We start from the raw sequence: 21,682 nt of genomic DNA, 5'->3' as shown, positions 1-21,682 counted from the left end.
CGACGTAAGGCGGGGAATTTCCCCGCCTTTTTTGTTTCACGTTTAACGATTGTCTTAGCTGACCAGTCCCTTGAGCTCATAAAGCGCCTGTAGCGCTTCGCGCGGGGACAGATCGTCAGGATTGATGCCCGACAGTCTCTGTTCCACCGCGGACGGGCCTTTTTGCTCTGGCTTAGGCTCTTCTCGCGCGGCGGCGCTGAACAGCGGCAGATCGTCGATCAAGGCCTTGGGCGAGGTCCGGTCGCGTTCACCTTTCTCTAAAGCCTCAAGAACCGCGCGCGCCCGCGCGATCACCGGCTTGGGCAGGCCCGCCAGCTGCGCGACCTGAACACCGTAGCTGCGATCGGCGGCACCGTCCTTGACCTCGTGCAGGAAGATCACGTCGCCCTCCCATTCCTTGACGGCGACGGTGGCGTTCTTGACGCCCTCCAGCTTGCCCGCCAGCACGGTCATCTCGTGGTAATGCGTCGCGAACAGGCCGCGCACGCGGTTGACTTCGTGCAGATGCTCCAGCGTCGCCCAAGCGATGCTGAGCCCGTCATAGGTCGCCGTGCCACGCCCGATCTCGTCAAGAATCACCAAGGCGCGCTCGTCCGCCTGATTGAGGATCGCGGCGGTTTCGACCATTTCGACCATAAAGGTCGAGCGGCCTCGCGCCAGATCGTCGCTCGCGCCGACGCGGCTAAAGATCTGGCTGACCAGACCGATATGCGCGCGTTCAGCCGGGACATAGCTGCCCATCTGCGCCAGCAGCGCGATAAGCGCGTTCTGCCGCAGATAGGTCGACTTACCCGCCATGTTGGGGCCGGTCAGCAGGGTGACGCTGGCACGGTCTGCGCTGGCGTTCAGGTCGCAATCGTTGGCGATGAACGGCTCACCCGCCTTTTGCAGCGCTGCCTCGACGACCGGGTGGCGACCACGTTCCACGTGAAACGCGCGGCTGTTGTCGACAGTGGGCAGGCACCAATCGCGCGAGCGCGCCAGTTCCGCCAATCCAAGCGCCAGATCGAATTCCGCCAGCGCCAAAGCCAGTTCCGAAAGGGCAGGGGCCACATCCAGAATTGCGGCTTTCAAGGTGTCATAGAGACGCTTTTCGATCTCCAGGGCCTCGGCCCCGGCGTTCAGGATCCGCGTTTCCAGCTCGGACAGCTCCACGGTGGTAAAGCGCACCTGGTTCGCCGTGGTCTGACGGTGGATGAACCGATCGCCAAGGGTGTGCATCTTGTCGGCGTGGGTGGCGGTCACTTCAATAAAGTAGCCCAAGACGTTGTTATGTTTGATCTTTAGCGATCCGATGCCGGTCTCTTGGGAGTATTCTCCCTGCATCTTGGCGATGATGCCACGCCCTTCGTCGCGCAGCTCGCGGGCGGAATCGAGCGCCTCGTCGTACCCCGGCGCGATAAAGCCGCCGTCGCGCACCATCAACGGCGGCTCGGCGATCAAGGCGGCTTCGAGCAGGTCCAAAAGGGCGTCGTGACCGGTCAAACAGTCTCTACTCCGGCCCAAAAGCTCTGGAAGGTCGACGCCTTCGAGCCGCCCAGAGACGGTATCGGCCTCGGCCAAGGCGTTCCTGACAGCGGCAAGATCGCGCGGACCACCTCGATCCAGACCCAGACGCGACAAGGCGCGGTCCAGATCGGGCACGCGGCGCAGCGCCTCGCGCAAGGTATCGGACCACGTGCCTTCGACGCCCCAGCGCACAGCGTCCAGCCGCTCGCGGATCACATCCAACTCGCGCGAGGGCGACGAGACCCGCCGTTCCAGTAGACGCGCGCCGCCCGCCGTCACCGTTCGGTCGATCACCGACAACAGCGACCCCGCGCGCCCGCCTTGCATAGAGTGCGTCAGCTCCAGGTTCCGCCTTGTCGCCGCGTCGATCTGCATCAACCGGCTGACCGCCTCTTGGCGCGGGGGCTGCAACAGCGGCAAGCGCCCCTTTTGCGTGATGTCCAGGTAATCGACCAAGGCGCCCATAGCCGACAGCTCGGCGCGCTCAAAGCTGCCGAAACCCGCCAGCGATTTCACGCCGAACAGGGTCGCAAGCCGCCCCTCGGCCGCCGTCGAATCAAAAGATGCCGCGCCAAGGACCGTGGGCTCGAACCCAAGGTCGCCCAAGACTTCGCGCAACTCGTCCTCGACCCCTTCGGAGACCAACAGTTCCGACGGCGCCAAGCGCGCGAGCTCTGCGCCGATCCGGGCTTGCGCTAAGGGCATCACGTGAAACGCGCCGGTGGAAATATCGCACCACGACAGCGCCCAATCGTCTCTAACCCGGCCCAACGCGGCCAAAAAGTTGTGGCGGCGCGCCTCAAGCAGCGACTCTTCGGTCAGGGTGCCGGGCGTCACCAGGCGCACCACGTCACGTTTGACCACAGCTTTATAGCCGCGCTTCTTGGCCTCTTCGGGCGATTCCAGCTGCTCGCCTACGGCTACGCGGAACCCCTTGCGGATCAGCGTCAGCAAATACCCCTCGGCCGCGTGCACCGGCACGCCGCACATGGGAATGTCGTCGCCGTCGTGTTTACCCCGCTTGGTTAACGCGATATCCAACGCCTCGGACGCCGCCACCGCGTCGTCAAAGAACATCTCGTAGAAATCACCCATCCGATAGAACAGCAGAGCGTCCGGATATTGTGCCTTGATTTCCAAATATTGCGCCATCATCGGTGTGACGGTACTTTTATTTCCTTTGTTAGCGCTCACGTATCTTTCCCCTGACGGTTTGGCGTGACAATAAGGGCGCTGACCCACAGGTAAAACCAGAATTCCGACGGCAGGACGACAGATGGCCAAAGTTAAGATCACCCGCGAAGAGGCGCTTGCCTTTCACCTCGAACCCACCCCCGGCAAATGGGAGGTCCAGGCGACCGTCCCCATGACCACCCAGCGCGATTTGTCGCTGGCCTACAGCCCCGGCGTGGCCGTCCCCTGCGAGGACATCGCCGAGCATCCCGAGCTGGCCTATGACTACACCAACAAGGGCAACCTCGTGGCGGTGATTTCCAACGGCACCGCGGTGCTGGGTTTGGGCAATCTGGGCGCGTTAGGGTCGAAACCGGTGATGGAAGGCAAGGCCGTGCTGTTCAAGCGCTTTGCCGACGTGAACTCTATCGACATCGAGCTGGACACCGAGGACCCGGACGAGTTCTGCAATGCCGTGCGCCTGATGGGCCCGACCTTTGGCGGCATCAACCTCGAAGACATCAAGGCGCCCGAGTGCTTTATCATCGAGCAGCGCCTGAAAGAGGAAATGGACATTCCGGTCTTTCACGACGACCAGCACGGCACCGCCGTGATCTGCGCCGCCGGTCTGATCAACGCGCTGCACATTTCCGGCAAAAAGATCGAAGACTGCAAGATCGTGCTGAACGGCGCGGGCGCAGCGGGGATCGCGTGCCTTGAGCTGATCAAATCCATGGGCGCGCGGCACGAAAACTGCATCATGTGCGACACCAAGGGCGTGATCTATCAGGGTCGTACCGAAGGCATGAACCAGTGGAAATCGGCGCATGCCGTTGCCACCGATCTGCGCACGCTTGAAGACGCAATGAAGGGCGCGGACGTCTTCCTTGGGGTGTCCGCCAAGGGGGCTGTGACGCAGGAAATGGTCTCTAACATGGCGGATAACCCGGTTATCTTCGCCATGGCGAACCCCGATCCCGAGATCACGCCGGAAGAGGCGCACGAGGTGCGCGCCGATGCCATCGTCGCCACGGGCCGCTCGGACTACCCGAACCAGGTCAACAACGTGCTGGGCTTTCCCTACCTGTTCCGTGGCGCGCTAGACGTGCACGCCCGCGCCATCAACGACGAGATGAAGATTGCCTGCGCGCAGGCTTTGGCGGAACTCGCGCGCGAAGACGTGCCGGACGAGGTGGCGCTGGCCTATGGCAAGGCGCTGAGCTTTGGCCGCGATTACATCATTCCGACGCCGTTCGACCCGCGTCTGATCTATCGCATCCCGCCCGCCGTCGCCAAAGCGGCGATGGACACCGGCGCGGCGCGTCGCCCGATCGTCGATATGGAAGGCTACACCACGGGCCTGATGACCCGCATGGACCCGACCGCCTCGATCCTGCGGTCGATCAACGCGCGGGCGCGGGCCGCTCAGGCGCGCATGATCTTTGCCGAGGGCGACGATCCGCGCGTGTTGCGCGCCGCCGTCATGTACCAGCGCAACGGTCTGGGCAAAGCTTTGGTCGTGGGCCGCGAGGATGACGTCAAGAAAAAGCTCGAAGAGGCGGGCCTTGGCGATGCAGTGCGCGAGCTTGAAGTGGTGAACGCCCGCAATTCGCGGCACTTGGACACCTATAAGGATTTCCTTTACAGCCGTTTGCAGCGCAAGGGGATGGACCGTCAGGACATCCACCGTTTGGCCGCGCGCGACCGTCACGTCTTTGCGGCGCTGATGCTGGCGCATGGGCACGGCGACGGGCTGATCACCGGGGCGACGCGCAAGTCCGCCCACGTGATGGAGCTGATCAACCACGTCTTTGACGCGGATGCCAAGGCGGGTGCCGCCGGGGTCACCGCGCTGCTGCACAAGGGGCGGATCGTGCTGATTTCGGACACGCTGGTGCACGAATGGCCCAACGAAGAGGATCTGGCCAACATCGCAGAGCGCGCCGCCGGTGTCGCCAAGCACTTGGGGCTGGAGCCGCGCGTGGCCTTTGTGTCCTTCTCGACCTTTGGCTACCCGGTGTCCGAGCGCGCCGAAAAGATGCACATCGCCCCGCGCGTGCTGGACAAACGCGGCGTGACCTTCGAGTACGAAGGCGAGATGACCGTCGACGTGGCGCTGAACACCAAGGCGCAAGAGCCCTATCCCTTCCAGCGGTTGACCGGCCCGGCGAACATTCTTGTGGTGCCGGCGCGGCACTCGGCCTCGATCTCGGTCAAGCTGATGCAGGAAATGGCGGGCGCGACGGTGATCGGGCCGATCCTCGCGGGTGTCGACGAATCCATCCAGATTTGTTCGACCAACGCCACGGCGAACGACATTCTGAACATGGCGATTCTTGCGGCCTGTAAAGTCGGCTAAGTTCTGCGCTAGGGTGGGGGCAACTTCACCCTAGCTGCGGGCCTTGGCATGACTGTCTTTAACCTTGGATCAATCAACGCGGACCTGTTTTACCGGGTGCCGCATTTGCCGGGGCCGGGGGAAACCTTGGCCTCGACGTCGTTCCAGCGGGGCTTGGGCGGCAAAGGGGCCAACATGTCCGTGGCCGCCGCGCGCGCCGGGACGCGCTGCACCCATATCGGCGCGGTTGGGGCCGATGGCGCTTGGGCGGTTGAGCGTCTGACAGAGTTCGGCGTCGACACCCGCCATATCGAGACTTTGGCCCAGCCGACGGGTCATGCAATCATCGCCGTGGATGACGATGGCGAGAACGCAATCATTCTCTATCCCGGCGCAAATGCTGCTTTGACGACCGCCGGGCTGATCTCTGCCTTGGCGCAAGCCGAAGAGGGCGACTACTTTGTCACGCAGAATGAAACGGTGTTGCAGGCCGAGGGCGCGCGCATGGCGCAGTCCAAGGGGATGCGGGTGGCCTACGCCGCTGCGCCCTTTGATGCGAAAGCCGTGCAGGCGGTCTTGCCCTACCTTGATCTGCTCTTCCTGAACCAGGTCGAAGCCGAGCAGCTACAGCAAGCCACCGGCCTCGCCCCCGAGGCATTGCCCATCCGCGACGTGATCGTGACGCTGGGCGGGGACGGCTGCCGTTGGTATTGCAAGGGCGAGATTAAGCACTTCGCCGCTCTGCCCGTTACACCCGTGGACACCACCGGGGCGGGGGACACCTTTACCGGCTACGTGCTGGCGGGTCTGGATCGCGGTTTGCCCATGGCGCAGGCGATTACCCTGGCGACCAAGGCCGCCGCCCTGATGGTGACGCGGCAGGGGACCGCCGACGTGATCCCCGACCTGCGGGATGTGCATAGATTCGACCCTAACGTGGCCTGATCAGCCCGCAAACGGCGCCTCATTGCCCCACAGCTCGCGCACCCGTTGGTCGCGTCCACAGGCGTTGCGATAGCGTTTGTAGGCGTCGCTTTGCTTGATGATGCCAAAGCGGGTGACCACGCGGCCGTTGCCCTTGTAGTAATCCTGATGTGATGCGTCGGCGTCGTAGAACGCTTTGGCTTGGAGGATCGGCGTTACGATTTTGCGGCCAAGCTGCGCCTCTGCTGCGGATTTTGCGGCTTCGGCGGCTTGCTTTTCTGCCGGGTTAGAGACGAAAATGGCCGTGCGATAGCTGTCGCCCCGGTCGCAGAACTGCCCGCCCGCGTCGGTGGGATCAATCGAGCGGAAGAACAGGTCGTACAGCTGCCGGGTGGACACCTGCGCGGGGTTGTAGGTGATCCGCACCGCCTCATAATGTCCAGTCCCGCCGCGCGTCACTTGTTTATAAGTCGGGTTCGCGACGCTGCCGCCGGTAAATCCCGACACCGCCTCGGACACGCCGCGCACCTTTTCGAAATCCGCCTCGACGCACCAAAAACAGCCGCCTGCCACGGTGATCTCTGCCGCTTGCGCCGCGCCGCCGAACCCCAGCAGCAGAGCCGCCGCCATCATCAATCGTTTCATGGAACCCTCCAGTTTTCAGGCAGGGTACGCTAAGTTTTCCACTGCGTAAGGGGCCTCACCACAAGGTGAGCTTGCGTGACCCTCCGCGCGGGCCTAGCGTGCGGGCCATGGATAAGGTCACGACACATCAGGCGCAGGAAGATGCGCGCAACGAGACGGTGCAGATCTGGGTCAATGGCACGCTGAAACCGCGCGCCGAGGCCGTGGTGAGCGTCTTTGATTCAGGCTTCATGCTGGGCGACGGCGTCTGGGAAGGGCTGCGACTGTACGACGGACGCTGGACCTTTGTGGATGAGCATCTGGACCGTCTATTCGAGGCCGCCAAGGCCATTGATCTGGACATTGGCATGACGCGCGACGCGTTGTTTCAGGCCGTGTTAGAGACGCAAACCGCCAACGGCATGACCACCGACGCCCACGCGCGGTTGATGGTGACGCGGGGGGTGAAATCGCGCCCCTTCCAGCATCCGGCGCTGTCCACGCAGGGGCCGACGATCGTCATCATCATGGAGCATTCCAAGCCCTCGATCCCACGCCCGATCCGTCTTGCGACAGTGCCGCATATTCGCGGGCTGCCGATGACCCAAGACCCCAAGCTGAACTCGCATTCCAAGCTTAACTGCATCCTCGCCTGTATCGCGGCGGAAAAGGCAGGCGCGGACGAAGCGCTCATGCTCGACGTGCATGGTTTTGTGAACACCACCAACGCCTGTAACTTTTTCATCGTGCGCAAGGGGGCGGTTTGGACCAGCACCGGCGATTACTGCATGAACGGAATCACCCGGGCCAAGGTCATCGACCTGTGCCGCGCCAACGATATCCCGGTGTTCGAGCGCAATTACTCGCTGGTGGACACCTATGGCGCGGACGAAGCCTTTTTGACCGGGACGTTCGGCGCACAGACTCCGGTGGGCGAGATCGACGGGCGGCAGATCGGGGACGGGCAGATGGGGCCTGTGACGAAACGGATTCGGGCGCTCTACAAGGAGCTTGTCACACAATGAAGATCGCCATGTGGAGCGGGCCGCGCAATCTGTCGACGGCGATGATGTATAGCTTTGGCAATCGCGCCGACATGACCTGCATCGACGAGCCGTTTTATGGGCCGTACTTGCGGCTGACCAAGTTGCAACACCCCATGGCCGGAGAGATCAAGATCAGCCGTCCGCAAAGCGCAATCGAGGTGGAACAGAGCCTGCTTCAGCCCGACCCGCAGCATTCCTATCACAAGCATATGTGCCAACACATGATCGACGGCATCCCGCGTGATTTCATGGCCGACTGCGTGAACGTCTTTCTGATCCGGCATCCGGCGCGTGTGGTGGCGAGCTTTATCAAGGGCTATCCGCAGGCCACCGCCGAGGACATCGGCTTTGCCGCGCAGGCCGAGCTGTACGATCACGTTTGCGGCTTGGGCCAAACGCCCGTGGTGATCGACAGCGCCGATATTCGCGACAACCCCGAGGGGATGCTGCGCCAGCTTTGCGCCGCTTTGGACCTGCCGTTTGACGACGCGATGCTGAACTGGCCAGCCGGGCCAAAGCCCTATGACGGGGTCTGGGCGCCGCATTGGTACGCCTCGGTTCATGCCAGCACGGGGTTCGCCGGGCCAGAGGGGCCATTGCCAGAGCTGACAGGCCGCGCGCTAGATCTGGCGTTTGAGGCCATGCCGCATTACGAAAAGATGGCCGCGCGCAAGATCAGCCCAGAAGCTGCCCCAGCTTCATAGCAACGCTCATATCGCCGGACACGCGAATCTTGCCCATGGCGAATCCCGCCATCGGGTTCATCTTGCCGTCCATCAACTTGCCCAGGTTCGCCGCAGAGATGTGAATCGTGCAATCGGCAGGCAGGTCCGCCAGATGCGCACGCCCGTTTTTCAGCGTAATAGAGCCTGCTTCGCGGCAATCGAACTTGACGATCTGGTCCAAGGGCCGCTTGTCCAGCCCGCGTTGCATTCTCTCTGCGATCTCCGTCAGAGCCATGAATCCCTCCCGTTTTTCAACCAATTTAGACGGGGTAATTTTATTACGTCAATCGCGACGTTACGGTCATTTTGCAACAGGCAGACAACAAAAAGGCCCACCACATCGGGCGGGCCTTTGATCTGCCAATGGGGCAGGAATTACTTGAGGCGGCGGTTCCGCGCGGCCAGCAAGCGCAGGCGCAGGGCGTTCAGCGTGATAAAGCCTGCCGCGTCTTTCTGGTCATAGGCACCGGCGTCATCCTCGAAGGTCACATGCGCTTCGGAATAGAGCGAGTGATCGGACCAACGCGCGATGGTGCGGACCGAGCCTTTGTACAGTTGCAGCTTGACGGTGCCGGTGACGTGCTCTTGGGATTTGTCGATCAGCGCCTGCAGCATCTCGCGCTCGGGCGAGAACCAGAAGCCGTTGTAGATCAGCTCGGCGTAGCGCGGCATGATCGAATCCTTGAGGTGACCCGCGCCGCTGTCCAGCGTGATCTGTTCGATGCCGCGGTGCGCTTCGAGCAGGATGGTGCCTCCGGGGGTTTCATAAACGCCGCGCGACTTCATGCCCACGAAACGGTTTTCGACAAAGTCGAGACGGCCGATGCCGTGCTTGCGGCCGTATTCGTTCAGCGTTTCCAGCACGGTGGCCGGCGACATGGCCAGACCGTTGATCGCAACCGCGTCACCCTTTTCAAAGGTGATCTCGATCTCTTCGGGGGTGTTCGGCGCGTCGACCGGGTTCACGGTGCGCAGGTGCACGTATTCGGGCGCGACCTCACCGGGATCTTCCAGCACGCGGCCTTCGGACGAGGTGTGCAGCAGGTTCGCATCCACCGAGAAGGGCGCTTCGCCGCGCTTGTCCTTGGCGATCGGGATCTGGTTCTTTTCGGCAAAGTCCAGCAGAGCGGTGCGCGAGGACAGGTCCCATTCCCGCCACGGCGCGATGCACTTGATGTCGGGGTTCAGCGCCGCCGAGGACAGTTCAAAGCGAACCTGATCGTTGCCCTTGCCGGTTGCGCCGTGGGCGATGGCGTCGGCGCCGGTTTCCTCGGCGATCTCGACCAGACGCTTGGAAATCAGCGGGCGGGCAATCGAGGTGCCCAGCAGATACAGACCTTCATAGACCGCGTTGGCGCGGAACATCGGGAACACGAAATCGCGCACGAACTCTTCGCGGATGTCTTCGATGTAGATGTTCTCGGGCTTGATCCCCAGCATCTCTGCCTTGGCGCGGGCGGGTTCCAGCTCTTCGCCTTGGCCCAGATCGGCGGTAAAGGTGACAACCTCACAGCCGTATTCGGTTTGCAGCCATTTCAGGATGATCGAGGTGTCGAGGCCACCGGAATAGGCCAGGACGACTTTCTTGGGCGCGGACATATAGGATTCCTCTGTCAGATGTTGCGGCGGGGTTAGCGGGTTTTGCGCCTATCTGCAAGGATAGCCCGTTGACGCGGGGCGCTTGCGTGGTAGCCATGTGGGAAAAATCGGCAGGAGAGAGCACGCATGAAGAGTTGGCGCATGTACCGCCATTCGTTCCGGATGATCTGGGAGAACCTCGGCACCGCCCTTCAGGTGACCGGCGTGCTGTTCCTGATCCAGATGGCACCGCAGTTCTATCTGTTCGCCAACCCCATGCCGCTGGACGAGATGGGGATGCCGCAGCTGCCCGCCGATATGGTGATGCCGCTGTTCGGGCTGCTGATGCTGTCGGTGGTCAGTAGCGCCTGGATGGCGGTGGCGTGGCACCGCTATGTCCTGACCGGAGAGCTGAGCGGAGGCGTGATCCCCCCGTGGCACGGTCGGCTTGTGCTGGGCTACGTGGGGCGGATGCTGTTGATCGGTCTGGTGATGCTGCTGGCGGGGCTGTTGTTGCTGATCCCGCTGACGCTTTTGCTGTTGGCGCTGCCCTTTGCCACGATGTTTGGCATGTTGGCCTATCTCGCGGCGCTGGCCTTTTTGGCGCTGCGCTTTGCGATGATCCTGCCCGCGGGCGCGATGGGGCGCCGTCTTGTCCTGACCGAGATCTGGAACACCACCGCCGAGGATTGGGGCGCGCTGGTGGCGCTGGCGATCCTGCTGGTGGGCACGATTTTCGTGGTGCAAATCCCGACGAGCATTCTGGGCGGGGTGTTTACCTTGCCGGGGCTGGTTTGGCTGCTTGGGGCGAACTGGTTCATCGCGATGATGTCGATGACCGTTCTGACGACGCTGTATGGCGTATATATCGAAGGCCGCGAGATTCCTTGATTTTGCGCGAATGCGCGGGCCTTGATCTTGCGCGAACGCGCGGGCTGCGTCACAGCTTGGGCATGACTGATTTCCAAGATAACGCCCGCGCCGCCGAAACAGCCATGCGCGAGGTTTTCCCGCAGACGCCGCTGTTGCGCAATGACCACCTGTCCCAGCGCTTTGACGCCGATATCTGGCTCAAGCGCGAGGACCTTTCGCCGGTGCGCAGCTACAAGCTGCGGGGGGCGTTCAACGCCATGCGCAAGCATCGGGGCGAAGGGCTGTTTGTGGCCGCCTCGGCGGGGAACCACGCGCAGGGCGTGGCCTTTATGTGTCGGCAATTCGCGGTCAAGGGCGTGATCTTTATGCCCGTCACCACGCCGCAGCAGAAAATCCAAAAGACCAAGATGTTTGGCGGTGAGTTCGTCGAAATCCGCCTGATCGGGGACTATTTCGACGAGTGTCTGACCGCCGCGCAAGAGTTCTGCGGCACCGAGGGGGGCTATTTCCTGTCGCCCTTCGACGATGACGACGTGATCGAAGGTCAGGCCAGCGTCGCCGTCGAGATCGAACAGCAGTTGGGCCGTGTGCCTGACCATCTGGTGATCCCGGTGGGCGGCGGCGGCCTGTCGTCGGGCGTGCTGTCCTATTTCGGCAACACGCCGAACTACACCTTTGTGGAACCCGCCGGGGGCGCCTGTCTGCGCGCGGCGCTAGAGGCGGGCAAGCCCGTGACCCTGCCGCGCGTCGACACCTTTGCCGATGGCGCCGCCGTGGCCAAGATTGGCGAGCGGACCTTTGACCGCCTGCGCGGGGTGGGCGTCGCGAACACGCTGACCATCTCCGAAGACCGCCTGTGCACCACCATCCTTGAAATGCTCAACGTCGAAGGCATCGTTCTGGAACCGGCGGGCGCGCTGTCGGTGGACGCTTTGAAAGACCTCGGCCAAGCCATTCGCGGGCGCACCGTGGTCTGCATCACCTCTGGCGGGAATTTCGATTTCGAGCGTCTGCCCGAGGTCAAGGAACGGGCGCAGCGCTATTCCGGCGTGAAGAAATACTTTATCCTGCGGTTGCCCCAGCGCCCCGGCGCGTTGAAAGGCTTTTTGGAGCTGCTCGGCCCCGAGGATGACATCGCCCGGTTCGAGTACCTGAAAAAGTCCGCGCGCAACTTTGGCTCTGTGCTGATCGGGATCGAAACCAAGCGGCCCGAGAATTTTGACCGGCTTTATGCCAGCCTTGACGCGCTGGGCTACACCTACTCAGACATCACCGAGGACGAAGTCCTGGCGAATTTCGTCATATGATGGATGCGCGCACCGCGATTGTCACCGGCGGGGGCCAAGGCATTGGCCGCGCGATTGCGCGCGCTCTGGCGGGGCAGGGGGTGCGCGTTTGTGTTGTCGACTTGGATTTGGGCAATGCGCACACGGTGGCCTCCGAGATTGGCGGCGCCGCGCTGGCCTGCGATCTGCGCGATCCGGCAGGGATAGAGACGATGATCGCGGCGGCAGAGGCCGCGCTGGGCGAGATCGACATGCTGGTGTCGAACGCCGGATTTGCCGGCGGCGCGGTGGAGGGCCCGACCTCTGCCCCCGACGCGCAGTGGCAGGACAGCTGGGACTTGCACGTTATGGCGCATCTGCGCGCGTCCCGTTTGGTCCTGCCGGGGATGATCGCGCGCGGGCGCGGTTGGCTGGTCAACGTCGCCTCGGCGGCGGGGCTGCTGTCGCAAATCGGCGATGCGCCCTATTCGGCGACGAAACACGCCGCCGTCAGTCTGGCGCAGAGCCTTGCCATTGAACACGGCGACCAAGGCATCCACGTCTCGGTCGTTTGTCCGCTTTATGTGGCGACGCCCCTGTTGGGCTACGATATCGACGCGCCCGAGGGCCTGCCCAACGACCGCGTCCTGACCGCTAAAGACGTGGCCGACGCGCTGATGGATGGCCTACATAAGGACCGTTTCCTGATCCTGCCGCATCCCGAAGCGGCGATCTTTGCCCGTCGCCGCGCCGAGGATATGGATCGCTGGATTGCCGGGATGCGCCGCCTGCGCCGCGAGGCGTTCGCGGATGGGGTGCCGCAGACCCTCGCGGATTTGCACCGCAAAATCTAAGCCGCCAGTCGATTGGGCAAATCCGCCTGAAACTGATCGCGCGAGGTTTCATAGACCTCACGCACCTCTGCCGGGCTCACCACATCGGCACGGCCTGCCGCAGCGGCCTTTTCCCCCTTTAGGCACAGCTGTGCCAGCGTCTCGAACCCCAAGTTCAACGCCGCGCCCTTCAGGAAATGCAACTGCTCTTCGGCGACAACGGGATTGCCCTCGGCCGCCTCAAACGCGGCAATCGCGCCTTCCACTTCGGAGAGGAAAAGCTCAACCACCTCGCCGAAATCCTCGGCCCCGATTTCATCCACCAGCTCTTCGACACGTGACCAATCAATCATGGAACACCTCCTGCTGTGCACAGGCTAGGCCAAGGGGGTGAACAAGACCTTTCAGCCCAACTGAATTTCCGCTCATTTTTAGCTTTCAGTATGCGTTAAGGGGTGCCCTGTTACCGACGTATCAAAGGCGCGTTTATCAGAGGAATAGGTCGGAAAGGTGCAAGTGGACCCCGTGGACAGCCATGACACGCTGACCGGAGCAATCCGGCGCGTTCTGATCGTGGATGACAGCCGTCTACAGCTGCGGATCATGAGCTCTATGCTCAACCGCTGGGGGTTCGAGGTGTTGCAGGCCGAAAGTGGCCCCGAGGCGTTGCAGATCTGCGCCGAAAAGGAGCCCGATCTGGTGCTGTCCGATTGGATGATGCCGGGGATGGACGGGCTGGAACTGTGCCGCCAGTTCCGGGCGCTGAAACGTGAGGGCTATGGATACTTTATCCTGCTCACCTCCAAGAGCGAGAAAAACGAGGTGGCCCAAGGGCTTGACGCCGGGGCGGACGATTTCCTGACGAAACCTGTGAACGCCCACGAGTTGCGCGCACGGATCAATGCGGGGGAGCGTGTGGTGTCCATGGAACGGCAGCTTTCCGAGAAAAACCGCGAGGTGTCCGAGGCGCTGGCCGAGCTACAGGAAATTCACGAAGCCATCGACAAGGATCTGCGGCAGGCGCGCACCATTCAACAGTCTCTGGTGCCCGAACGGATGCTGGAATTGGCGACCTCTCGGGTCAGCTTGCTGCTGCAACCCTGTGGCCATGTGGGCGGCGATCTGGTGGGCATGTTCAAGCCCGGCGACGACAAATTGGGCCTGTATAGTATCGATGTGTCCGGGCACGGAATCACCTCGGCGATGGTGACGGCGCGGGTGGCCGGTTACCTGTCGTCCAATTTCCCCGATCAAAACGTGGCGCTGGCGAAAAAATCCGACGAAGTTTACGAAATGCGCGAACCGGCGCTGACCGGGCAAATGCTGAACCAGCGTCTGGCCGCCGATCCGGGGGTCGAGGAATACCTGACCATGGCCTATGTCGCCGCCGATCTGCGCAGCGGCGAGATGCGGATGGTGCAGGCGGGGCACTCTCACCCGCTCTTGCTGCGCGCAAATGGCGAGGTGGAATTCCTCGGCGAGGGGGGCTTGCCCATCGGTCTGATCGACGAGGTGACCTATGACCAGCACGCCTTTACCATGCGCAGCGGCGATCTGTTGCTGCTGTATTCCGACGGTTTCACCGAGGCGGTGATGAAGAACGGCAAGATGCTGGGCGAGGACGGTCTGGTGCGCATCTTCAAGGACAGCGCCGCGGCGGGGCAGGGGCCGGACCTGCTGCAAGACATGTTCTGGCGCCTGACCGAAGGGATGCTCGACAGCAAAAGCCTTGGCGATGATGTCTCTGCCGCGTTGCTGGAATTCGACGTGCTACCGCCGCGATGACCGCGCGAAGCGCCGGACAAAGGCCGCGTCGCCGGGGTTGCCCAGCCGCTCTGCGGCCTCTGCCACGGGCATCCAGGTGGGCACGTGATGCGGCTCGGTCGGGGGGCCAAGCGGGCGCACGGGCATCGCCGTATAGATCAGACAGACCTTTTCGGCCCAAATCTCGTATTCGGGCATAAAGGTGAACCGCCGGAACGCGCCCAGCCGCCGGGGCCGCGTCATGCGCCAGCCGGTTTCCTCGAACACCTCGCGGTGCAGCGCTTCAATCGGGCCTTCGCCCGGGTCGATACCGCCGCCGGGCAGTTGGAATTCGGGATAGGGATGCGATTGATAGGTCAGCAGCAGCGACCCCGCCCGCGGCAAGATCACATAGGCGCCGGGCCGCGTGACATAGCGTCTGCCGCTTTCTGGCGCGTCTCCGAAACGTGGTGTCATGGCCTGCCCTCTTGCTTTGTGGGCACACTGCCCCTTTCCGCGCGCGGCGGGAACCCCTATATGCACGGCTATTGCCAGCCCTCGGCAGATAAGGAAACCCCATGAGCCTTGGAACAAAACTCGCCTGGGACGACACCGTCCTGCCCTTTCAGCTTGATCGCTCGGACATGCGCGGCCGCGTGGCGCGGCTTGATGGCGTGTTGTCCGGTGTGCTCAAACAGCACGATTACCCCGAACCCGTCGAGGCGCTCGTGGCCGAGATGGCCCTGCTGACCGCGCTGATCGGCCAGACGATCAAGCTGCGCTGGAAGCTGTCCTTGCAGGTGCAGACCAACGGCCCGGTGCGGATGATCGCCACCGATTATTACGGCCCCGACGAAGAGGGGCAGCCCGCGCGCATCCGTGCCTACGCCAGCTATGACGCCGAGCGGGTGACCGATGCCACGCCGTTCCAGCAGCTGGGCAGCGGTTACTTTGCGATCCTGATCGACCAGGGCACCGGGATGCAGCCCTATCAGGGCATCACGCCCATCGCCGGCAATAGCCTGTCCGACTGCGCCGCCGCCTATTTCGCGCAGTCCGAACAGCTGCCGACCACCTTTGCGCTGTCCTACGGCAAGTCGCGCGAACCCGGCCAGCCGGAACATTGGCGCGCGGGTGGCATCATGCTGCAACACATGCCCAAGGCCTCGCCGCACGCCCAGGACGGCGGGTCCGGCGAAGCGGGTCTGCTGCAACCGGACGACGTGGTCGCCGAAGACGCCAAGGAAAACTGGACCCGCGTGAACATGCACGTGAACACGGTCGAAGAGCTCGAGCTGATCGGTCCGTCCGTGTCCCCGGACCAGCTGCTGATCCGCCTGTTTCACGAGGAACAGCCGCGCGTCTACCCGGCCCAGCCGATCCGCTTTGGTTGCACCTGCTCCGAAGATCGCGTCCGCCAGAGCCTGTCGATCTACTCGGCCAAGGACATTGGCCACATGACGACCGAAGACGGCAAAGTCACCGCCGACTGCCAGTTCTGCGGCGCGCATTATGTGCTCGACGCGGCCACGGTGGGGTTTGAGGCGGATGATAAGTGAGCAGATCACCCTGCTAAAGCGGGCGGTGGCGCAGGACGCCGCCGCCTCTTCGGACTTTGATCTTAACCCTGAAATCAAGCTGCCCGAGGGACGTCCGCTGCGCCCCGCCGGGGTGCTTTGTGCCTTTCAACCCGGCCCGAACGGGCTGGAACTGGTGCTGACCAAGCGCTCGTCGCGGCTGAAACACCACCCCGGCCAGATCGCCTTTCCCGGCGGCAAGGTCGATCCCGGCGACGCCGACGCCACCGCCGCCGCCCTGCGGGAAGCGCGTGAAGAGGTCGGGCTTGACCCGTCCTTGGTGGACATCCTTGGGATTTTGCCCAGCCACGAGACGGTGACCGGCTTTAGCATGGTGCCGGTTTTGGGCCTGATCAGAGACCGTTTTACTCCGATCCCCGAGCCGGGCGAGGTGGACGAAGTCTTTGCCACGCCTTTCACCCATATCACCGATCCCGCGCGCTTTAGCGTCCAGCATCGGCGTTGGCGCGGGCAGCGGCGGTATTACTACACGGCGCCGTTTGGCCCCTATTACATCTGGGGCGCGACCGCCCGCATTCTGCGCGGGCTGGCCGAACGGGTGCAGGCATGACCGACGTCACCGGCGATTGGTTAACCGCCCAAGGCACACAAACCGTGATGGCAATGCTCGAAGAGGCGGGCTTTGTCGCCTATGCGGTGGGCGGCTGCGTGCGCAACGCGTTGCTGGGCGAGCCTGTGGCCGACGTTGACATTTCCACCGATGCGCGCCCGGAAACGGTGATCGCTCTGGCCAAAGAGGCGGGGTTGAAGCCCGTCCCCACCGGGATCGAGCACGGCACAATCACGGTTGTTTGCGACGGCGAAGGTTACGAAGTCACCACCTTTCGCGCCGACATAGAGACGGATGGCCGGCGCGCCGCCGTGCGCTTTGCCGATGACGTGGCCGAGGATGCCGTGCGCCGCGACTTTACCATGAATGCGCTCTACGCGGATCGGCGCGGCGCGCTGGTCGACCCGCTGGGCGGTTTGCCGGACCTGCACGCGCGGCGCTTTCGCTTTATCCAGGATCCGACGACCCGCATCCGCGAGGATTACCTGCGTATCCTGCGGTTTTTCCGCTTTAGCGCGTGGTACGCCGACCCTTCGCAGGGCATGGACCCAGAGGCGCTGGCCGCGATTTCCGCGAACCTTGATGGTCTGGATATCCTGTCGGCTGAGCGTGTCGGCGCGGAACTGACCAAGCTTCTGCGCGCGCCCGACCCGCTGTTCGCCGTTGCGGTGATGGAGCAGACCGGCGTTTTGGCTCACGTGTTACCCGGCGCGGTCAGCAAACCGCTCGGGCCGTTGATCCTGCACGAAGAGGCGCTGGGCCTGCGCCCCTGTGCCATGCGCCGCCTTGCCGGGATTGGGTTCTATGACGGCGCGCGCTTGCGCCTGTCCAAAAACGAACAGCGCCAACTTGAGGCGTATCAGAGACTGATCGGTGCGCCCGATAGCCTGCCAGAGATCGCCTATCGCCACTCTGCCCAGATGGCCCGCGATGTGATGGTCTTGCGGGCCGCGAGTTTCGAGATGCCCCCGCAGATCGACGCGCTTGGCGCCATCGACGCCGCCGCTGATGCGCAGTTCCCCGTCAAGGCCGCCGACCTGATGCCCGCCGTGCAGGGCGCGGCCTTGGGGCAGACGCTGAAAGCGCTCGAGGCGCGTTGGATCGCCTCGGGGTTTACCTTGGACAAAGCGGCGCTACTCTCGGGCCTGTAGTCATTGCCTGAGTCCCGGGGCCCGCCCGAGAAAGCCACCATGTTTCGTTTCTTTGAAAATCTGGTCGATCCCTACACGGAGTATGCGGCCAACGACACGCCGCCGCAGCGCCTGTTGCCGTTCCTGCTGCAATACACGCAACCCTTTCGCGGGATCTTTGTGCTGGCGGCGCTCATGTCGATCGCGGTGGCCTCGGTCGAGGTGGGGTTGATCTGGGCTATGGGCTGGGTTGTCGATCTGTTGGCGCAAGATCCGCAGACCGTTTGGAACAACTACGGCGGGGTGCTGATCGCGCTGGGCCTGTTTGTTCTGATCCTGCGGCCCTTGCTACATGTTGTAGACGTGGCGCTGATCAACAACACGATTATGCCCAACCTTGGCACGCTGGTGCGGTTTCGAGCGCACGCTCATGTGCTGCGCCAATCCGTCGGCTGGTTCGAAAACGACTTTGCCGGGCGCATCGCCAACCGCATTGTCCAGACCCCGCCCGCCACCGGCGAGGTCGCCTTTCAAGTGTTCGACGCCATCACCTTTTCGCTGGCCTATGTGGTCGGCGCGCTGGTCCTGCTGGGCGAGGCGGACCCGCGGCTGATGATCCCGCTGGCGATTTGGATCGTGCTCTATGGCCTGCTGATCCGCTGGACCGTGCGCAATGTGTCGCCCGCGTCCAAGGCCTCCAGCGATGCGCGGTCGCAGTTCACCGGTCGGATCGTCGACAGCTACACCAACATCCACTCGATCAAGATGTTCGCCAACCACGAGGCCGAGCTGGCCTATGGGCAAGAGGCGATCGAGCATGCGCGCCAGACCTTTCAGCGCGAAATGCGGCTCTATACCGTCATGGATATGGCCTTGAACGTGATTAACGGGCTGCTGATCGTCGGTGTGGTCGGGCTGGCCTTGATGCTGTGGATGCAGGGGACGGCCTCGGCGGGGGCGGTTGCTGCGGCGACGGCTTTGGGCTTGCGGTTGAACGCCATGACCGGCTGGATCATGTGGGCGACCACGTCGCTGTTCCGCGAATTGGGCGTGATCCAAGAGGGAATGCAGACCATTGCCCAGCCGATTGCCTTGCTGGATGCGCCGGGGGCGAAACCGCTGGAAATGACCGAGGGGCGGGTCGAGATTCAGTCTCTAACCCACCACTATGGGCGCGAAACCGGCGGGTTGGAGGCGGTCGATCTGACCATCCAACCGGGTGAAAAGATCGGTCTTGTGGGGCGGTCCGGCGCGGGGAAGTCGACCCTGGTCAAGCTGCTGCTGCGCTTTTACGACCCCGACGGCGGGCGCATCGTGATCGATGGTCAGGACATCGCGCACGTCACCCAAGACAGCCTGCGCCAGCACATCGGCATGGTCCAGCAGGACAGCGCCTTGCTGCATCGGTCAATCCGCGAGAACATCCTCTATGGCCGCCCCGATGCGACCGAGGCGCAGATGATCGCAGCCGCGACCAAGGCGCAGGCCCACGCGTTCATCCAGACCCTGCAAGACAGCGAAGGCCGCAGTGGCTATGACGCCCATGTCGGCGAGCGCGGCGTCAAGCTGTCCGGTGGGCAGCGCCAGCGCATCGCCCTCGCGCGGGTGATCCTCAAGGACGCGCCGATCCTGCTGCTGGACGAGGCGACCTCGGCCTTGGATTCAGAGGTCGAAGCCGCCATCCAAGAAACGCTTTACGGCATGATGGAGGGAAAAACCGTTATCGCCATTGCGCACCGTTTGTCGACCATTGCCCAGATGGATCGCGTTCTTGTGCTGGATCAGGGTCGAATTGTCGAGGCTGGCCCGCATGAGGCGCTGCTGTCGCAGGGCGGTCTGTACGCACGCCTGTGGTCGCATCAGTCGGGTGGCTTTCTGGGCCAAGATACAGAGGACGACGCATGATCCGCCGCATCCTGAACATGATCGACCCCTTCGCCCCCGCCGAAGGACCGCCGCCGCAGGGCGCTTGGCCCTTTGCCCGCTGGGCGTTGAAGGGCGCGGAAAAGGCGATCTTATTAACCATCTTCATCACCATCTTCACTGGCGTGTCCGAGGTCATTTCGGCCCGCTTTGCCGGTTGGGTCGTGGACCAAGCCGCCGCCCAAGGCCCCGGTGCGTTCTGGGGGCCGTACGCCGCGCTGATCCTTTTCGGGCTGGCGTTTTTCCTGCTGATCCGGCCCTTGGTCTATATCTTCGATGCCGCGACCGGCAGCATCCTGCTCGGGCCGAACCTGTTCCCGCTGATCCTGTCGCGGGTCAACCGCTATACGCTGGGGCACGCGCTGGCGTTCTTTGACAACGACTTTGCCGGGCGCATCAGCCAAAAGGCCAACCAGACCGCCCGCGCGCTGAGCGATGTGGTGAACGAGGTCACCGACGTGCTGGTCTACGCGGCGGCGATGTTCATCGGGACTTTTATCCTTTTGGCTGGAATAGACCCGAAACTGCTGGCGATCTTTGCACTTTGGTCGGTGCTGTATATCACTTTTCTGTGGCAGGTGATCCCCCGTGTCCAAGCCCGCGCGCAGGCCCGCGCCGGGGCGCGCACCGTGGTTAGCGGGCAGATCGTCGACACGCTGACGAACATCGCCACGGTCAAGCTGTTCGCCCATGACGACCGCGAAGACGACGCGACCCGGCGCACGCTGGCCGACTTCCGCGAGCGCTCGCTGGAGTTCGGGCTGATCGCGGGGATCTTTCGCGTTGGCCTGATGACCCTTGGCGGGATGCTGCCGCTGTCGGCGATCCTTGCCTCGTTGTATCTGTATAGTGTGGGCAGCGCCTCGGTCGGGGATATCACCATGACGGCGATGCTGACGACGCGGCTGTCGATGCTGACCAACCGGCTTGGGCGCACGGCCATGTCGATTTCCACCAACATCGGCGAGGTGCAGGACGGCATCGCCACGCTGACCCCGCCGCACGCGATCCTTGACCGGCCCGATGCGCTGGATCAGGCGCGCGGGGCGTCGGTGGATTTCGACCAGATCGGCTTTGCCTATGGCGGGGATCAGGCGGCTTTGACCCGCTTTGATCTGCACATCGCGGCAGGGGAAAAGGTCGCGCTTGTCGGGGCGTCTGGCGCGGGCAAGACGACTGCGGTGTCCCTGCTGCTACGGCTCTATGAGGTGGAACAGGGTCGAATCCGGCTGGGCGGCGACGACATTCGCGACCTCACCCAAGGCGCTTTGCGGCGGGCCATCTCGGTGGTCCGGCAAGAGGCGGCGATGTTCAACCGCTCTGCGATGGAGAATATCCGCTACGGTCGCCCCGATGCCACGGACGAAGAGGTGTATGAGGCCGCCCGCCGCGCCTCGGCCCACGATTTCATTCTTGCGCTCAAGGACCACAAGGGGCGGCAGGGCTATGACGCGCGGCTGGGCGAACGGGGCGTCAAGCTGTCCGGCGGGCAACGCCAGCGCATCGCGCTTGCCCGGGCGATCCTCAAGGACGCGCCGGTCCTGGTGCTGGATGAGGCCACCAGCGCGCTCGACTCAGAGGTCGAGGCCGAAATCCAAGGCGCGCTGACCACCGTCATGCAGGGCAAAACCGTGGTCGCCATCGCGCACCGCCTGTCGACCATCGCGCAGATGGACCGGATCATCGTGCTGGACGCTGGCCGGATTGTCGAGCAAGGCACCCATGAGGCTTTGCTGGCGAAGGGTGGCCTGTATGCGCGCTATTGGGATCGGCAGTCGGGCGGTTTCCTGGGTGAGGCGGCAGAGTAGCCTAGCGCAAAGCCCGCCCTGCCGTTATGACACGCCAAAGCA

19 protein-coding genes are annotated in these 21,682 nt (G+C 63.3%); 13 read left to right on the top strand and 6 right to left on the bottom strand.

Annotated features, from left to right (window positions below; all coding sequences use genetic code 11):
* Positions 1 to 54 precede the first annotated feature (54 nt).
* Entirely contained in the window at positions 55 to 2,664 is a 2,610-nt protein-coding gene (gene mutS, locus B9A11_RS08970) for a DNA mismatch repair protein MutS (protein ID WP_058248055.1), read from the bottom strand.
* A gap of 121 nt (positions 2,665 to 2,785) precedes the next feature.
* Between mutS and B9A11_RS08965 the strand changes: the two genes are divergently transcribed.
* Both B9A11_RS08965 and B9A11_RS08960 read left to right on the top strand, forming a co-directional pair.
* Positions 2,786 to 5,041 (top strand): NADP-dependent malic enzyme, encoded by a 2,256-nt coding sequence (locus B9A11_RS08965; RefSeq protein ID WP_058248054.1) that lies wholly within the window; start codon positions 2,786 to 2,788, stop codon positions 5,039 to 5,041.
* A 48-nt stretch (positions 5,042 to 5,089) separates the two neighbouring features.
* Positions 5,090 to 5,965 (top strand): ribokinase, encoded by an 876-nt coding sequence (locus B9A11_RS08960; protein WP_058248053.1) that lies wholly within the window; start codon positions 5,090 to 5,092, stop codon positions 5,963 to 5,965.
* On the opposite strand, the gene msrA is transcribed toward B9A11_RS08960, so the two are convergent.
* On the bottom strand, positions 5,966 to 6,589 hold the full coding sequence (gene msrA / locus B9A11_RS08955; protein WP_058248052.1) for a peptide-methionine (S)-S-oxide reductase MsrA: 624 nt from the start codon (positions 6,587 to 6,589) through the stop codon (positions 5,966 to 5,968). It lies immediately after the preceding gene.
* Positions 6,590 to 6,696: 107 nt separating this feature from the next.
* On the opposite strand from msrA, the gene B9A11_RS08950 reads away from it, so the two are divergent.
* Both B9A11_RS08950 and B9A11_RS08945 read left to right on the top strand, forming a co-directional pair.
* Entirely contained in the window at positions 6,697 to 7,593 is an 897-nt protein-coding gene (locus B9A11_RS08950; RefSeq protein WP_058248221.1) for a D-amino acid aminotransferase, read from the top strand.
* A complete protein-coding gene (locus B9A11_RS08945; RefSeq protein WP_058248051.1) occupies positions 7,590 to 8,318 on the top strand; it encodes a sulfotransferase-like domain-containing protein in 729 nt (242 codons plus the stop codon). The genes B9A11_RS08950 and B9A11_RS08945 overlap by 4 nt, the downstream gene beginning before the upstream one ends.
* On the opposite strand, the gene B9A11_RS08940 is transcribed toward B9A11_RS08945, so the two are convergent.
* Together B9A11_RS08940 and B9A11_RS08935 are read right to left on the bottom strand one after the other, a co-directional pair.
* The gene (locus B9A11_RS08940; RefSeq protein ID WP_058248050.1) at positions 8,290 to 8,574 is read right to left on the bottom strand and encodes an SCP2 sterol-binding domain-containing protein; all 285 of its coding nucleotides are present in this window, start codon (positions 8,572 to 8,574) and stop codon (positions 8,290 to 8,292) included. The genes B9A11_RS08945 and B9A11_RS08940 overlap by 29 nt on opposite strands.
* A gap of 140 nt (positions 8,575 to 8,714) precedes the next feature.
* Entirely contained in the window at positions 8,715 to 9,938 is a 1,224-nt protein-coding gene (locus B9A11_RS08935) for an argininosuccinate synthase (protein WP_058248049.1), read from the bottom strand.
* Between the two features lie 126 nt (positions 9,939 to 10,064).
* Here B9A11_RS08935 and B9A11_RS08930 point away from each other — a divergent pair, with 126 nt between their 5' ends.
* From B9A11_RS08930 to B9A11_RS08920, 3 genes are all read left to right on the top strand, one after another.
* Positions 10,065 to 10,808, top strand: a complete 744-nt coding sequence (locus B9A11_RS08930) for a hypothetical protein (protein WP_143595842.1) — start codon at positions 10,065 to 10,067, stop codon at positions 10,806 to 10,808.
* Between the two features lie 62 nt (positions 10,809 to 10,870).
* The gene (ilvA, locus tag B9A11_RS08925; protein ID WP_058248220.1) at positions 10,871 to 12,097 is read left to right on the top strand and encodes a threonine ammonia-lyase IlvA; all 1,227 of its coding nucleotides are present in this window, start codon (positions 10,871 to 10,873) and stop codon (positions 12,095 to 12,097) included.
* Positions 12,094 to 12,909, top strand: a complete 816-nt coding sequence (locus B9A11_RS08920) for an SDR family oxidoreductase (RefSeq protein ID WP_058248047.1) — start codon at positions 12,094 to 12,096, stop codon at positions 12,907 to 12,909. The genes ilvA and B9A11_RS08920 overlap by 4 nt, the downstream gene beginning before the upstream one ends.
* On the opposite strand, the gene B9A11_RS08915 is transcribed toward B9A11_RS08920, so the two are convergent.
* Positions 12,906 to 13,241, bottom strand: a complete 336-nt coding sequence (locus tag B9A11_RS08915) for an Hpt domain-containing protein (protein WP_058248046.1) — start codon at positions 13,239 to 13,241, stop codon at positions 12,906 to 12,908. The two genes, B9A11_RS08920 and B9A11_RS08915, sit on opposite strands and share 4 nt — an antisense overlap.
* Before the next feature lie 157 nt (positions 13,242 to 13,398).
* Between B9A11_RS08915 and B9A11_RS08910 the strand changes: the two genes are divergently transcribed.
* Entirely contained in the window at positions 13,399 to 14,673 is a 1,275-nt protein-coding gene (locus B9A11_RS08910; protein ID WP_058248045.1) for a PP2C family protein-serine/threonine phosphatase, read from the top strand.
* Here B9A11_RS08910 and B9A11_RS08905 read toward each other — a convergent pair.
* Positions 14,659 to 15,108 carry an NUDIX domain-containing protein gene (locus tag B9A11_RS08905; protein WP_058248044.1) on the bottom strand — a complete coding sequence of 150 codons (450 nt, stop codon included), beginning with the start codon at positions 15,106 to 15,108 and terminating at the stop codon, positions 14,659 to 14,661. The two genes, B9A11_RS08910 and B9A11_RS08905, sit on opposite strands and share 15 nt — an antisense overlap.
* Positions 15,109 to 15,209: 101 nt before the next feature.
* Here B9A11_RS08905 and hslO point away from each other — a divergent pair, with 101 nt between their 5' ends.
* From hslO to B9A11_RS08880, 5 genes are read left to right on the top strand one after another with little or no spacing between them, the layout of a single operon-like run.
* Positions 15,210 to 16,190 (top strand): Hsp33 family molecular chaperone HslO, encoded by a 981-nt coding sequence (hslO, locus tag B9A11_RS08900; RefSeq protein WP_058248043.1) that lies wholly within the window; start codon positions 15,210 to 15,212, stop codon positions 16,188 to 16,190.
* Positions 16,180 to 16,779, top strand: a complete 600-nt coding sequence (locus B9A11_RS08895) for an NUDIX hydrolase (RefSeq protein ID WP_058248042.1) — start codon at positions 16,180 to 16,182, stop codon at positions 16,777 to 16,779. Before hslO ends, B9A11_RS08895 begins: the two co-directional genes overlap by 11 nt.
* Complete coding sequence (locus B9A11_RS08890; RefSeq protein WP_058248041.1) at positions 16,776 to 17,930, top strand: CCA tRNA nucleotidyltransferase; 1,155 nt, start codon at positions 16,776 to 16,778, stop codon at positions 17,928 to 17,930. The genes B9A11_RS08895 and B9A11_RS08890 overlap by 4 nt, the downstream gene beginning before the upstream one ends.
* 39 nt (positions 17,931 to 17,969) lie before the next feature.
* On the top strand, positions 17,970 to 19,814 hold the full coding sequence (locus tag B9A11_RS08885) for an ABC transporter ATP-binding protein (protein ID WP_058248040.1): 1,845 nt from the start codon (positions 17,970 to 17,972) through the stop codon (positions 19,812 to 19,814).
* The gene (locus B9A11_RS08880) at positions 19,811 to 21,640 is read left to right on the top strand and encodes an ABC transporter ATP-binding protein (protein ID WP_058248039.1); all 1,830 of its coding nucleotides are present in this window, start codon (positions 19,811 to 19,813) and stop codon (positions 21,638 to 21,640) included. Before B9A11_RS08885 ends, B9A11_RS08880 begins: the two co-directional genes overlap by 4 nt.
* The last annotated feature ends 42 nt before the right edge of the window (positions 21,641 to 21,682 follow it).

Source organism: Tropicibacter naphthalenivorans, assembly GCF_900176475.1.
Taxonomy (GTDB): domain Bacteria; phylum Pseudomonadota; class Alphaproteobacteria; order Rhodobacterales; family Rhodobacteraceae; genus Tropicibacter; species Tropicibacter naphthalenivorans.
This window is presented reverse-complemented; position numbering and strand designations above follow the sequence as displayed.